Source organism: Phenylobacterium sp. GW823-FHT02A09, from assembly GCF_058797775.1.
In genome coordinates, this window is the sequence record NZ_JBXAJZ010000007.1 from 54246 (window position 1) to 68043 (window position 13798).

A 13798-nucleotide genomic window follows, 5' to 3' on the forward strand; every position below is an offset into this window, starting at 1 on the left:
CGTGATGCGCAAGATCGCTGTCGTCGCCGCCGGTGGAACCGGAGGGCATCTCTTTCCCGCACAGGCCCTGGCCGAGGCGCTGATCGCCCGTGGATGGCGCATCGTGCTGGCTTCGGACGAGCGCGCCGCCGCCTTCGCCGAGAGCTTCCCGGCCGAGGAGCGCATCGGGCTGTCGGCCCGCACCTTCCAGCGCGGCGACGTGGTCGGCATGGCCCAGGCCGGCGTCGCGATCGTGCGCGGCGTCATGCAAGCGCGCAACGCGTTCACCCGCATCGATCCCGCCGTGGTCGTCGGCTTTGGCGGCTATCCGTCGGTGCCGGGCCTGCTGGCCGGCATCACCCAGGGCCGGCCGACCCTGCTGCACGAACAGAACGCGGTGATGGGCCGCGCCAACCGCCGGCTGGCTGGGCATGTCCGCGCGGTGGCTTGCGCGTTCCCGGTGCTGCAGAAGGCGCCCGGCCGCGTCGCCGAGAACGCGGTCGTCGTCGGCAATCCGATCCGGCCCGACATACGGGCCCTGGCCGACCATCCCTATACGCCGCCGACCGCCGACGGCCCGATCCGCATCCTCATCACCGGCGGCAGCCAGGGGGCGCGGCTGCTCTCCGAGCTGATGCCGGAAGCGATCAAGAAGCTGCCCGAGGATTTGCGCCATCGCCTCGACGTCCAGCAGCAGACCCGCAAGGAGTCGATGGACAACGCCCGGCGGATCTACGCCGACGCCATGGTCCGGGCCGAGATCGCGCCGTTCTTCCGCGACATGGCCACCCGCCTGCGCGACGCCCACCTGGTGATCGGCCGTTCAGGCGCGGGCACGGTCTGCGAGTTCGCCGTGGCCGGAAAGCCGGCGATCCTGGTGCCGCTGGCCATAGCCCTGGACGACGACCAGGGCCAGAACGCCCGGGTCATGGCCGAAGCCGGCGGCGCGGAAGTCGCGCGGGAGAGCCAGCTCACCGTCGATACGATGGCGGGCGCCCTGCAGAAGCTGCTGACCAATCCGGACCGCCTGGCGCGCATGGCCGCCGGCGCTCGCTCCATCGCCAAGCCCGACGCGGCCGAACGCCTGGCCGACCTGGTCGAGAGAACCGCCGTCCAAAAATGAACAAGCGCCCCGTCCCCTTCGCCCTCGGCCCCGTGCACTTCATCGGCATCGGCGGCATCGGCATGAGCGGCATCGCCGAGATCATGCTGCGCATCGGCTACACGGTGCAGGGCTCCGACGCCAAGGCCAGCGCCAACACCGAACGGCTGGAGAAGCTGGGCGCCAAGGTGTTCATCGGCCAGGGCGGAGCCAATGTCGAAGGCGCGTCGGCGATCGTCTATTCGACCGCGATCAAGGCCGACAATCCCGAGATGGTCGCCGCCCGCGAGCGGCGCCTGCCGCTGGTCCACCGCGGCGAGATGCTCGCCGAACTGACCCGTCTGCAATATTCGGTCTCGGTCGGCGGGACGCACGGCAAGACAACCACCACCTCGATGGTCGCCGCGCTGCTGGACGCCGGCGGGCTGGACCCAACGGTGATCAACGGCGGGATCATCAACGCCTACGGCACCAACGCCAAGGTGGGCGAGGGCGACTGGATGGTGGTCGAGGCCGACGAGAGCGACGGCACCTTCCTGAAGCTGAAGTCGACCTGCGCCATCGTCACCAATATCGATCCCGAGCACCTCGACCACTACGGCGACTTCGAAGCCGTGAAGAAGGCCTTCCAGGACTTCGTCGAGAACGTGCCGTTCTACGGCTTCGCGGCGGTCTGCACAGATCATCCGGAAGTCCAGGCCATGGCCGCGCGGGTGCAGAACCGCCGGGTCATCGCCTATGGGACCAACCCGCAGGCCGAGGTGCGGGCCGAGAAGATCAGTATGGGCCCGGACGGCTCGCGCTTCGATGCAGTGTTCGCCCCGCAGGACGGGCCGGTCACCCGGCTGGAAAACCTGCACCTGCCGATGGCCGGTCAGCACAACGTGCTCAACGCCGCCGCGGCGATCGCGGTCGCGCGCGAACTGGGCGTGTCGGACGATGACATCCGCAAGGGCCTGGCCGGGTTCGGCGGGGTGAAGCGACGGTTCACCACCACGGGCGTGGCGGGCGGCGTGCGCATCATCGACGACTACGGCCACCACCCGGTCGAGATCGCTTCGGTTCTGAAGGCCGCGCGCGCCGTCACCGAGGGCCGCGTCGTCGCCGTCGTCCAGCCGCACCGCTATACGCGCCTGCATGACCTGTTCGACGAGTTCTGCGGCTGCTTCAACGACGCCGACACCGTGATCGTCGCCGACGTCTACACCGCCGGCGAGAGCCCGATCGCCGGCGCAGATCGCGACGGCCTGGTCGAGGGCCTGCGCCGCTTCGGTCATCGCCGGGCGCTGGCGCTGGAAAGCCCTGCTGAACTCGCGCGGATCGTGCACGAGGAGGCCAAGTCCGGCGACTTGGTGGTCTGCCTGGGCGCCGGCGACATTACGGTCTGGGCGCACGCGTTGCCCGGGCAGCTTGAGGCGTTGAACGGATGAGCTGGCGAGACAACCTGCCCGAGGTCCGCGGCCGCCTGCTGCGGGACGAGCCGCTTGGCCCGTTCACCTGGTTTCGCGTCGGCGGTGCGGCCGAAGTGCTGTTCCTGCCGGCCGACGAGTCCGATCTGAGCGACTTCCTGGCGGCGCTGCCCGCGGAGGTTCCGGTGACGGTGCTGGGCGTCGGCTCCAACGTCATTGTCCGCGACGGCGGCGTCGAGGGGGTAGCGATCCGCCTGGCGGGCAAGGCGTTCGCCGAGATCACCATCGACGAGGAAGAGGGCTGGGTCATCGCCGACGCCGGCGCGCTGGACGCCATGGTCGCCAAGGCGGCGGCCAAGGCCGGCCTGGCGGGCCTGGAGTTCTACGCGGGCATCCCCGGCACGATCGGCGGCGCCCTGACCATGAACGCGGGTTGCTACGGCAGCGAGACCAAGGACGTCCTGGTCTCGGCCTGGGGCTTCGACCGCAGCGGCGAGATCGTCAGCTATTCGCTCGAGGACTTCGGCTACACCTATCGCCACAGCACCGTGCCGCCGGGCGAGGTGATCTGGATGCAGGCGGTGTTCCAGGGCCGCCCGGACGAGCCGGCCGCGGTCGAGGCGCGCATGGCCGAGATCACCGCCCGGCGTGAGACGACGCAGCCGATCCGCGAGAAGACCGGCGGCTCGACCTTCAAGAACCCGCCCGGACACTCGTCCTGGAAGCTGGTCGACGAGGCCGGTTGGCGCGGCAAACCGTTCGGCGGGGCGATGTTCTCGCCGCTGCACTCGAACTTCATGATCAACACCGGCGAGGCCACCGCGGCCGACCTCGAGGGGCTGGGCGAGGCCGTCCGCGCCGACGTAAAGGCCAAGACCGGCGTCGAGCTGGAGTGGGAAATCAAGCGGATCGGCCGCCCGGCCTAAGGCCATGTTGATCCTGGTCAAGCACGGCGCGCCGCTGCTGGCGCCAGGAACGCCGCCCTCGCTCTGGTCGCTTGCGCCGGAGGGGCGCGGGCAGGCCGAACGCATCGCCGGCAAGCTGGCCGTGTTTTCTCCAGCCGCCGTAGTGTCCAGTCTGGAGCCGAAGGCCGTCGGGACCGCGGCCTTGATTGCTGGCGCCTTTGGCGTGGATGCCGAGCGTGACGCCGGCCTGGGCGAGCAGCGCAACGACGAGGGACCCTTCACCGATCCCGCCAGCTTCCAGGCCGCCGTCGCGCAGATGTTCGCCCGGCCGCGGGACGTGGTGATGGGGGAGGAGAGCGCGGACGAGGCGCATGCCCGCTTCGCCGGCGCGCTGAACCGCCAAGTCGCCGCGCACGCCTCGCAAGCGCTGGTCGTCGTGACCCATGGGCGGGTGATGAGCCTGTGGGCCAGCCGTCGGTTCGGCTTCGATCCGATGCCGTTCTGGAGCGGACTGCAGCTGGGCGCGGCGCTGGTGGTTCCGCCCGACGATGAGTGGCGGCTGATCGACCCTTAATCCTTCGGCGCCGTCGCCAGGATGTTGCGACGGCGTCCGACGCGCACGGCCGCCCCGGCGAAGCCAAAGCCGACGATCATCATCGCCCAGTTGGTCGGTTCGGGCACCGCAGCGGAGACCAGGCGCAGCTGGGCGCGCAGATTGGCCGAGCCGCTCTCCTGTTCGCGGGTCCAGAACTCCTCGACCGGGTTGCCGTCATGGACCAGGCCCGAGATATCGAGGGCGTAGTAGGCGCCGCCGATCTTCACGAGCTCCGCCGCCTTGAGCAGGGTCGCGCGAGTGCGGTCCGCGCAGCCGTAGAGGTTGCTGGCGTCGCGCTCGCGCTCCCCATTGCCGCAGACGCCGTTCACGCCCGGCGCATTGTTCGGCGTTTCCCAATGGTCGAAGCCGTAGACGAAGTTGCGCACGCCCTGATTGACGCCGTCGACGATGACCGACGTGGAGATCGACAGCGCAATGCCGGTGATCGCGCCGCCGTTGATCTTGGCGTTGTTGTGCGTGAACGTCCCGATGGTGAAGGGCGCGGCGTCGGCGAGCGAGGCGCCGACCCCTGAAGCGCCGGAGAAGACGTAGCTGCTCTTGGCCAGGGCCGAGCCCCAGGCGGCATGCGCTTCGCCCGTGCCATTGCCCGTGTAGACGACCTTGGCGCCCACGCTATCGGACCAAGTTCCGACAAAGTCGCTGAACAGGATATTGGCCGCAGAAGCGGGAGCGGCGGTCGCGCCCAGCGCCAAGAGCGCTGCGGCGGCGACCCCGATGGAGCACGCCTTCATCTGGAACCTCTTTACGACCCGAGCTGGTCACGCCGAACCCGACGACCTTGGTTAATCGGTAGCGGCGTTACGTCGCATTTACAAGCGGGAATAGAGATCGTCGGGGATTCACCCGAGTAAAAGCTTGACCGTAGGCGGGTATGGTCTGCTTTGGGCGATAAGTATTCGTGGGTCACTACACTTGTGAGGGTAGTTAACGCGATCCGAGGTTGTGCGTCACGTTCCCCGCGTGGCGCAGCTCACGGAGCGCACCTGCGACCAAGGCGGCGGCGCGCGCCCTGCGGCTTGACAGGACTCCCGGCGAGAGGCACCCGCGGCCCATGCGCATTGCTTTGTTCGCGGCCGTCGCCGCCACCTTGGTTTCGGCCAACGCCGCCTTCGCCGCCGATCTCGCCGCCACCGCCGCGGCGCTTCGAGACCGGGCCCTCACGGACACCACCGCCTGGGATGTCACGGAGTCGCTGACCACCGAGGTCGGGGCCCGTCCGCAAGGCTCGGCCGGCATGGATCGCGCCCGCGACTGGGGCGTGGCCAAGCTGAAAGCCCTGGGGTTCGAGAACGTCCACGTCGAGACCTTCGAGACCGAGTCCTGGCTGCGCGGACCGGAGTCCGCCGAGGTGGTCGCGCCATTCCCCCAGAAGCTGCAGATCCTGGGCCTCGGCCGCTCGGCGGCGACGCCGACAGGCGGGCTGGAGGCCGAGATCGCCTTGTTCCGCAGCTATGACGAGATGCTGGCCCAGCCGCCCGGCGCCCTGAAGGGCAAGATCGCCGTGGTCACCGAGCCGATGCGCCGCACGCAGGACATCCGCGGCTACGCCGGCGCCGTGCGGGCCCGCTCCGGCGGCGTGGAGGCGGCCAAGCGGGGGGCGGTGGCCTATCTGGTGCGGTCGATCTCGACCGACGACACGCGGCTGCCGCACGGCGGCGGCGCGGCGATGTCGGGCATTCCGATGGCGGCGCTGTCGCCGCCCGACGCCGAACTGCTGGAACGCATGGTCACGCGCGGCAAGCCTGTGCGGATCAAGCTGGCCATGGCTTCGACCTATCGCGCCAAGGCTCCGGCCTACAACGTAGTCGGCGAGATCCGCGGCCGCGAGAAGCCGCAGGAGGTCGTCGTGATCGGCGGCCACCTCGACTCCTGGGACGCCGGCACCGGCGCGGTGGACGACGCCGCCGGCATCGGCATCACCACGGCGGCGGCCAAGCTGATCTCGGACCTGCCGCAGCGCCCGCGCCGCACCGTGCGCGTGGTGATGTGGGGCGCCGAGGAGCAGGGCGGTTCGGGCGGCGCCTACGCCGAGGCCAACAAGGCCGAAGTCCCGAACATGATCGTCGCCGGCGAGAGCGACCTGGGCGCTGGCGAGATCTTCAACGCCAAGCTTCCCAAGGGCAGCCTGGGCCACCCGGCCATGAAGGCCTTCGCCGCGGCCGTGAACCCGCTGCGGGTGATCATCTCGCGCGATCCGGCCGAGGACGGCGGCGCCGACGTCGCGGGCCTGAAGCGTCTGGGGACGCCGGTGGTCGAACTGCAGCAGGACGCCGGTCGCTACTTCGACCTGCACCATTCGGCGGACGACACCCTCGACAAGGTCGATCCCAAGGAACTCGCCCAGAACGTGGCCGTCTGGGCCGCCTTCGTTTACACAGTCGCCGACAGCGATATCGACTTCCGCCAGACTGCGAGCGTGAGCCAGTGAGCCTTCCCCTATCCGGACACCACGTCGCCCTGCTGCTGGGCGGCCTTTCTTCCGAGCGCGAGGTCAGCCTGTCATCGGGCAAGGAGTGCGGCGCCGCGCTCGAACGCCTGGGGGCAAAGGTCAGCTATGTCGACGCCGGCCGCGACTTGGCCCAGGTGCTGACCGCGCTGAAGCCCGACGTGGTCTTCAACGCCCTGCATGGGGAGTGGGGCGAGGACGGTTGCGTCCAGGGCATCCTGGAGACGCTCAAGGTCCCGTACACGCACTCGGGCGTCCTGGCCTCGGCTCTGGCGATGGACAAGGCCAAGGCCAAGGCCGTGATGGCCGCGGCGGGGGTGACCGTGCCAGGCGGCGGACTGTTCAACCGGCACGTCGCGGCGGCGGACCACGTGATGGCGCCGCCCTATGTGATCAAGCCGAACGCCGAGGGATCGTCGGTCGGGGTGTTCATCGTCCGCGAGGGGGCGAATCGCCCGCCGCAGGAACTTGTCTCGCCGCAATGGACCTTCGGCGAGGAGGTGATGATCGAACCCTATATCCGGGGCCGGGAATTGGCCGTCGCGGTTATGGACGGCAAGGCGTTGAGCGTTACCGACATCATCCCGCAGACTGAATTTTACGATTACGAAGCCAAGTACGCGGAAGGCGGTTCCGTGCACGTCGTGCCGGCCGAAATTCCAAAGCATGCCTTTGAAAAGGCGTTGGAATTGTCCGAGCTGGCGCATGCCGCTCTTGGTTGCCGGGGAGTTACCCGGTCCGATCTTCGTTATGACGACATTAACGACATTCTGGTCCTTCTGGAGGTCAACACCCAGCCCGGCATGACGCCTACCTCGCTCGCGCCCGAGCAGGCGGCTCACAAGGGGGTGGATTTCGACCGTCTAGTGCTTTGGATCACGGAGGATGCGTATGCCCGCGGCGATGCGGGGGGAGTCGCGAGGTCAAGCGAAACCCCGGGCTAAAACGCCCGCTAGCTCCAAGTCCGCCCCCCGCGCCAGAAAGCCGGGGGCGGCGTACGCGCCCGGCAAGCTGGGCGCCGCCCGCGGCGTCGGGCTGTCGCCTTGGCATGCGTTGATCGCGGCCGCCGGCGTGGTCACCATCGCGCTGACGGTGACCATGATGACCGGCCACCGCGGCGAGAAGCTGGGCGCCTCGATGGGCTCGGCGGTCGGCGGCCAGTTCGCCGGCCTCGGCTTCAAGCTGAAGGCGATTCACGTCGAAGGCGCGTCAGAGATGGCCGCCGCCGACATCCTGCGCGCTGCGGCGGTCTACCAGGACGAGCCGGTCGTCGGCATGGACCTCGAGGCCATCCGTCAACGAGTCGAGGCCGTGGGCTGGGTCAAGGAGGCGCGCGTCGTGCGCCTGCTGCCCGACACCCTGGTCCTGGCCGTGGTCGAGCGCCGGCAACTGGCGGTCTGGCAAAACGGCGGGCGCAGCTACGTCATCGACGAGACCGGCCGGGTGATCCCCGAGGCCGATCCTGGCCGTTTCGCGACCTTGCCGCTGATTGTGGGCGTGGGGGCCAACGAGGCGGCCGCGGCGATTCTGCCGGAAGTCGCGGCGCGGCCGCGGCTGGCCGAGCGGACCGAGGCGCTGGTGCGCGTCGACGGTCGTCGCTGGGACCTGAGAATGAAGGACGGCTCGCTGGTGCAATTGCCGGCGGTCGACGAGGGCGCGGCCCTGATCCAGCTCGAACAGCTCGATCAGCGCTCGCGCATTCTGGAACTGGGCTTCGAGCGGATCGACCTGCGCGATCCGACCGTGGTGGCCGTGCGCCCGCGCGACGGCGTGCTGCCGGGCCAACTGGTCGCCAACGGCGCGTGAGACTGAAGGAAGGACGTACGGACTTGTCGACCCGGGTTGAGGAACGCAAGGAAAGCCGCGAGGGCCTGAAGGCCGCGCTCAGCCGCCAGCCTGTGGTGGCGGCCGTGGATCTTGGCGCGTCCAAGGTCACCTGCTTCATCATGAAGCCGGACGGCGTGCGCCGCGGCGACCGCACCCTGACCGCCGCCGGCGTCGGCTACGTGCAGTCGCGCGGCGTCCGGGGCGGCGCGATCATCAACCTCGACGAGGCCTCGGACGCGATCGCGCAGGCGGTCGAGCGGGCCGAGAACGTCGCGGGCGTGCAGGTCCAGGGCGTCACGGTCGCCACTGCCGGCGGCCAGCTGACCAGCCACCGCATCGCCGGCCGCGTCTCGCTCGGCGCCCGCCCGATCAATGACGGCGACCTCGTCCGCGCCATCCAGCAGGCGCTGGGCCAGATCAAGATCCCGGGCCGCCGTGCGGCTCATATCCTGCCGGTCGCCTGGAGCGTCGACGGTCAGGTCGCCATCCGCGATCCGCGCGCCATGTTCGGCCGTTCGCTGGGCGTCGAACTGCTCGTCGTCACGGTCAGCGAGGCCGTCTACCAGACCCTCGGCGCCTGCGTCGAACGCGCTCACCTGCAGTTCGAAGGCGTGGTCGCCGCGCCGTTCGCCTCGGCGCTCGCCGCGCTGGAAGAGGACGAGATGGACCTCGGCGCGGTCTGCATCGACATGGGCGGGGGATCGACCTCGGCCGCGGTGTTCGCCGGCGGCAGCCTGATCCACGTCGAAACCCTGCCGGTCGGCGGCAGCCATGTCACCGCCGACATCGCTCGCGGCCTGTCGACCTCGGTCGCCGGCGCCGAGCGCATCAAGACTCTGCACGGCTCGGCCATCGCCTCGGCCAACGAAGACCGCGAGATGATCGAAGCGCCGCCCCGCGGCGACGATCCGGGCGCCGGGCCGGTCATCGCGCCGCGCTCGCTGCTAAAGGGCATCATCGCCCCGCGCGTGGAAGAGACCCTCGAACTGCTCCGCGACCGCCTGAAGGCGTCGGGCGCTCCGGTCGAGGCCGGCGCCGGCCTCGTCCTCACCGGCGGCGCCAGCCAGTTGGCCGGCGTCCGTGAAGTCGCCGTGCGGGTGTTCGACCGTCCGGTCCGCCTGGGCCGGCCGCGCCGGGTGCCGCATCTGGCGGACGCCGCCTCCGGGCCGGCGTTCTGCGCCGCCGCCGGAGTGCTGCAGCGTGCTGCGTTCGGTCCGCGCGAGGCGGTCTCGGCCAAAACCCTGGCGAGCGCCAAGCTACGCCGCGAGCCGCTCGATCCCCGCGCCAATCCGGTCGCCAAGGCCGCCGCCTGGCTGCGGGAAAATCTCTAGACGGAGCGATTCAAGCTTCGCCATGAGGGTGAATCGTGCCCTGGGCATGCTCGCTCAGGGTGCAAAGCCCAGTCCCCAGAGCAGCTTAGCGCACAGCGTTCGATAGACGCCTGAAGCCAACGCCCCGCCGCGGCGTGGTTAACGCTCAAGCCTTACACAGCAAGAAATTTTGTTGTGGATGCGCCTTCACGCGCCTCCGACTCGCCTTATGCAGTTAACCGCCAATTAACGATGGTGGGCGCTTCCTTAACGCCAGCCGTCGCGGGAACCGGGCGGGCGGGTCGCCTTCAGTTCCCTTGACCACGGTACGGAGGACACAGGGTCCCAATGGCTATCGCACTTTCCGCGCCGCGCGCGACCGAACTGAAGCCGCGGATCGTTGTGTTCGGCGTCGGGGGCGCCGGGGGCAACGCCGTCAACAACATGATCGAGGCGCACCTCGAGGGCGTCGAGTTCGTCGTCGCCAACACCGATGCGCAGCAGCTGGCCTTCGCCAAGACCGACCGCCGCATCCAGCTCGGCGTGCAGGTGACCCAGGGCCTCGGCGCCGGGGCGCATCCGGAAGTCGGGATGAGCGCGGCCGAGGAATCGATCCCCGAGATCGGCGAGCACCTCGACGGCGCCCACATGATCTTCATCACCGCCGGCATGGGCGGCGGCACCGGCACCGGCGCGGCGCCGATCATCGCCAAGTGCGCGCGTGAGCGCGGCATCCTGACGGTCGGCGTGGTGACCAAGCCCTTCCACTTCGAAGGCCGCCACCGCATGCGCCTGGCCGACGCCGGCATCGGCGAGCTGCAGCGCTACGTCGACACCCTGATCGTCATTCCGAACCAAAACCTGTTCCGGATCGCCAACGAACGGACCACCTTCGCCGAAGCCTTCGGCATGGCCGACCAGGTCCTGCACTCGGGCGTCCGCTCGATCACCGACCTGATGGTGCTGCCGGGCCTGATCAACCTCGACTTCGCCGACGTCCGCACGGTCATGACCGAGATGGGCAAGGCGATGATGGGCACCGGCGAGGCGACCGGCGAAGACCGCGCCCTGATGGCCGCCCAGAACGCCATCGCCAACCCGCTGCTCGACGAAGTCTCGCTCAAGGGGGCCAAGGCCGTGCTGGTCAACGTGACCGGCGGCCTGGACATGACCCTGCTGGAAGTCGACGAGGCGGCGAACGCGATCTCCGAACAGGTCGACGCCGAGGCCAACATCATCTTCGGGGCGGCCTTCGATCCGACCCTGGACGGCATGATCCGCGTCTCGGTCGTGGCCACTGGCATGGACGGCGCCTCGATGGCCGCCATCGAACCGAAGGTGGAGCGCAAGCCGCTCGCCGCGCCGCCGCTGCGTGCCGAGACCACGCGTCCGGCTCCGGTGACCGAGCCGGTGATGCGCGCGACGCCGACGTACGAGCGTCCGTCGCCGCCGAGCTTCGCCGACCGTCCGGCGCCGCGTTATCCCGAGCCGGCCGCCTACGTGCCGCCGACCCCGACCGTGACGCCGGTCGCCGCTGCTCCCGCACCGGTTCCGGCGCCTGCGCCGATCCCGGCCCCCGAACCCGTCAAGGCGGTGTTCGAGGAAGAAGAGCAAGGCGATCTCTACAGCGCTCCGGCCCCGGCCCCGGTGATGGCCGCGGCGCCCGAGCCGCAGGTCGCCCGCCCGATGACCAAGATCGTCGACCCGGCGGTCGAGGAGTTCGAGGAAGAACCGCTGTTCGCCGAGCCCACCTACGAGGAGCGTCGTCCGCAGCGCGGCGGGTTCCTCAGCCTGTTCGGCAGCCGTCCGCGCTATGAGCAGCCGGCCCCGCAGCCGGCGCGCCAACAGGCGCCGGTCAGCCGCGGTGGCGCGCTGCCGGCCGAGCAACCGGCTCCGGAAGCGCAGTTCGACAGCCAGGAAGACCTGGAAATCCCGTCCTTCCTGCGCCGCCTGGCCAACTAGGCTAGGCCACCAGATCGATGAAACGGCCGGACCTGCGTCCGGCCGTTTTTTCGTGTCAGCTTCCAGAAACCTCCCAGGTCGGGCCGATGAACGGCAGGCCGAGCTTGGCTGCGACGCGCTGCGAGGCGAGGTTCGTCGCCGATGTGCTGTAGAACAGCGTCAGGTCACGAAGCTCGGGCAGGGCGCTCCAGCCGGCGACGGCCTGCCCGGCGAAGCCGCGGCCGCGAAAGTCCGGCAGGGTGACCAGACCCAGCTCCGCGCCGCGCGGCCCCAGGCGGGCCGTGAACGCCATCGCGGCGATGCGGCCGTCCTCGATCACCAGGCAGTAAGGCGGCCAGAGGTCGGCTGCCTCGCGAAAGCCCAGTGCCGCCAGGTCGGGCGGCATTCCGTCGCGGCGAAGCCTGGACTCCAACGCCTGCGTGTCCGGCGCGCCGGACACGAGGGGCGGGGGACCGCCCGGCGCGGGCGTGGCGTGTGGCAAGAGGAAGCTGAGGCCCGCATGGCCGGCCCGTGCACCGAGCATCGCCAGGAAGCGTTCCGCCGCGACCGGCGATCGGCCAGGAACAAGCGCGGGCTCCTCGGCCACAAGGACCTTCAATCGCTGGGCGGTCTCGGTGTCGATCGACTCGGCGATCCAGACGCGGCCAGCCGCCATGTACATGAGCGGGCCGGGCGCCTTGTCGGGCGGACCCTCGCTGGCGATGTGGCCGTTTTTCAGGGTGAAGCGGGTCTCCACTTCGAGTTCGAGCAGTCGCCTGGCGTCAGGCGCAGGCATGGCCGGCCGCAGGTGCGCGGCGGCGTTGTCTTCGGACATGGTTGGTCTCGTCACAGGGCGCTGGCGCCCGGAAGGCCGTTCGGCCGGAAGCGTGACGGGGGGCCTAGAAAGAACCCCGGCGCGTCACGGATGAGGCAGGTGTTTTGAATTTGCTCATCGTGGCCTCCATCGGTCTTTGGACGTCTTGTGTGGACGTCTTGCAGGCAGCGTAGAGGGCCACCAAATCGGGTGTCAACGAAGCGTCGAGATGGTGGTCGCTTCCCCTTGAATCCTAAGGGTTTCTTAACCGTCCCAAATCGAAACATTGCGAAACAGGAAGTGTTTTGCTGCGGCGCGGCATAGCCCTTACCTGACAGTTGGGGCGTTATGCGGCCATCTGGCCGTGTGTCCGAACGAGGAAGGCGGCGAGTTTTGCGCGCACAAGAGTTTCAGCACACCCTGCAGGGTCCGGCGATCTTCGCCGGCGTCGGCGTCCATACGGGCGCCTACACGCGTGTCGCCGTCCGTCCCGCGCCGACCAATTCAGGCATCGTCTTCGTCCGCACCGACGTGACCGACCGTGACAATCGCGTCCCCGCCACCGGCGAGGCGGTGACCAAGACCCAACTCGGCACCGTGATCGAGAACGCCGCGGGCGTGTCGGTCTCGACCATCGAGCACCTGATGGCCGCGCTGGTCATGCTGGGCGTCGACAACGCCATCGTCGAACTCGACGGTCCGGAAATGCCGATCATGGACGGCTCGTCGCTGCCGTTCGTCCAGATCCTCGACCGCGCCGGCCGCCGCCAGCAGGACGCGCTGCGCACCTACATCGAAATCCTCGAGCCGATCGAGTTCATCGACGGCGACAAGCGCGCCACGCTGACCCCGTCAGATCAGTTCGAAGTCGCCTTCGAAATCCGCTTCCCGTCCGCCGCCATCGGCCGTCAGGCCGTCGACCTGATCATGGACGAGCAGGCGTTCCGCGACGAGTTGGCCGACTGCCGGACCTTCGGCTTCCTGCACGAGGTCGAGTATCTGCGCTCGATCGGCCTGGCCCGCGGCGGTTCGATGGAAAACGCCGTGGTTATCGAGGGCGACCGCATCCTCAATCCGGAGGGCCTGCGCCGTCCGGACGAGTTCGTGCGTCACAAGGCGCTGGACGCCATCGGCGACCTCTACGTGCTCGGCGCGCCGATCCTCGGCCGCTTCGAGGGCGTGCTGGCCGGTCACGGCCTGAACAACCAGCTGGTCCGCGCGCTGCTCGCCGCGCCCCAGTCGTGGCGCTACCGCACCGTGGCGCCGGAACTGGCTCAAGCGGTCTGATTATTCCGCAATCGACGGGCTGGCCGCGTCTCCAGATGGGGCGCGGCGGCGCGTCGCTGCGTCCATGTCGCCGGGGCCTGCGAGCGGCTTGCGCAACTATGGTGATCGGTAAGCTGCGTCATTGCGCTCCGCCGCATTTGCGCCCTGCATTCCATGCTGTAG

At 69.4% G+C, this 13798-nt stretch carries 12 protein-coding genes; 10 read left to right on the forward strand and 2 right to left on the reverse strand.

Features of this window, described 5'->3' with window-relative positions:
• Nucleotides 1-4: 4 nt before the first annotated feature.
• The 4 genes from murG to AC1Q87_RS21955 are packed head-to-tail and all read left to right on the forward strand — an operon-like array spanning nucleotide 5 to nucleotide 3969.
• Nucleotides 5-1102 carry an undecaprenyldiphospho-muramoylpentapeptide beta-N-acetylglucosaminyltransferase gene (gene murG, locus AC1Q87_RS21940; RefSeq protein WP_492610954.1) on the forward strand — a complete coding sequence of 366 codons (1098 nt, stop codon included), beginning with the start codon at nucleotides 5-7 and terminating at the stop codon, nucleotides 1100-1102.
• The gene (gene murC, locus AC1Q87_RS21945) at nucleotides 1099-2511 is read left to right on the forward strand and encodes a UDP-N-acetylmuramate--L-alanine ligase (RefSeq protein WP_492610955.1); all 1413 of its coding nucleotides are present in this window, start codon (nucleotides 1099-1101) and stop codon (nucleotides 2509-2511) included. Before murG ends, murC begins: the two co-directional genes overlap by 4 nt.
• Nucleotides 2508-3416, forward strand: a complete 909-nt coding sequence (murB, locus tag AC1Q87_RS21950; protein ID WP_492610956.1) for a UDP-N-acetylmuramate dehydrogenase — start codon at nucleotides 2508-2510, stop codon at nucleotides 3414-3416. The genes murC and murB overlap by 4 nt, the downstream gene beginning before the upstream one ends.
• Nucleotides 3417-3420: 4 nt before the next feature.
• Nucleotides 3421-3969 carry a histidine phosphatase family protein gene (locus AC1Q87_RS21955; RefSeq protein WP_492610957.1) on the forward strand — a complete coding sequence of 183 codons (549 nt, stop codon included), beginning with the start codon at nucleotides 3421-3423 and terminating at the stop codon, nucleotides 3967-3969.
• Here AC1Q87_RS21955 and AC1Q87_RS21960 read toward each other — a convergent pair.
• The gene (locus AC1Q87_RS21960; protein WP_492610958.1) at nucleotides 3966-4742 is read right to left on the reverse strand and encodes a THxN family PEP-CTERM protein; all 777 of its coding nucleotides are present in this window, start codon (nucleotides 4740-4742) and stop codon (nucleotides 3966-3968) included. The two genes, AC1Q87_RS21955 and AC1Q87_RS21960, sit on opposite strands and share 4 nt — an antisense overlap.
• Nucleotides 4743-5062: 320 nt before the next feature.
• Here AC1Q87_RS21960 and AC1Q87_RS21965 point away from each other — a divergent pair, with 320 nt between their 5' ends.
• From AC1Q87_RS21965 to ftsZ, 5 genes are all read left to right on the forward strand, one after another.
• The gene (locus AC1Q87_RS21965) at nucleotides 5063-6439 is read left to right on the forward strand and encodes a M20/M25/M40 family metallo-hydrolase (RefSeq protein ID WP_492610959.1); all 1377 of its coding nucleotides are present in this window, start codon (nucleotides 5063-5065) and stop codon (nucleotides 6437-6439) included.
• Nucleotides 6436-7401, forward strand: coding sequence for a D-alanine--D-alanine ligase (locus AC1Q87_RS21970; protein ID WP_492610960.1), 966 nt, complete (start codon nucleotides 6436-6438; stop codon nucleotides 7399-7401). Before AC1Q87_RS21965 ends, AC1Q87_RS21970 begins: the two co-directional genes overlap by 4 nt.
• On the forward strand, nucleotides 7349-8263 hold the full coding sequence (locus AC1Q87_RS21975; protein ID WP_492610961.1) for a cell division protein FtsQ/DivIB: 915 nt from the start codon (nucleotides 7349-7351) through the stop codon (nucleotides 8261-8263). Before AC1Q87_RS21970 ends, AC1Q87_RS21975 begins: the two co-directional genes overlap by 53 nt.
• Before the next feature lie 23 nt (nucleotides 8264-8286).
• Complete coding sequence (gene ftsA, locus AC1Q87_RS21980; RefSeq protein WP_436062016.1) at nucleotides 8287-9615, forward strand: cell division protein FtsA; 1329 nt, start codon at nucleotides 8287-8289, stop codon at nucleotides 9613-9615.
• A gap of 327 nt (nucleotides 9616-9942) precedes the next feature.
• The gene (ftsZ, locus tag AC1Q87_RS21985; RefSeq protein WP_492610962.1) at nucleotides 9943-11556 is read left to right on the forward strand and encodes a cell division protein FtsZ; all 1614 of its coding nucleotides are present in this window, start codon (nucleotides 9943-9945) and stop codon (nucleotides 11554-11556) included.
• A gap of 55 nt (nucleotides 11557-11611) precedes the next feature.
• Here ftsZ and AC1Q87_RS21990 read toward each other — a convergent pair whose 3' ends face one another.
• The gene (locus AC1Q87_RS21990) at nucleotides 11612-12370 is read right to left on the reverse strand and encodes a GNAT family N-acetyltransferase (RefSeq protein WP_492610963.1); all 759 of its coding nucleotides are present in this window, start codon (nucleotides 12368-12370) and stop codon (nucleotides 11612-11614) included.
• Between the two features lie 372 nt (nucleotides 12371-12742).
• Between AC1Q87_RS21990 and lpxC the strand changes: the two genes are divergently transcribed.
• The gene (gene lpxC / locus AC1Q87_RS21995) at nucleotides 12743-13636 is read left to right on the forward strand and encodes a UDP-3-O-acyl-N-acetylglucosamine deacetylase (RefSeq protein ID WP_492610964.1); all 894 of its coding nucleotides are present in this window, start codon (nucleotides 12743-12745) and stop codon (nucleotides 13634-13636) included.
• Nucleotides 13637-13798 lie beyond the last annotated feature (162 nt).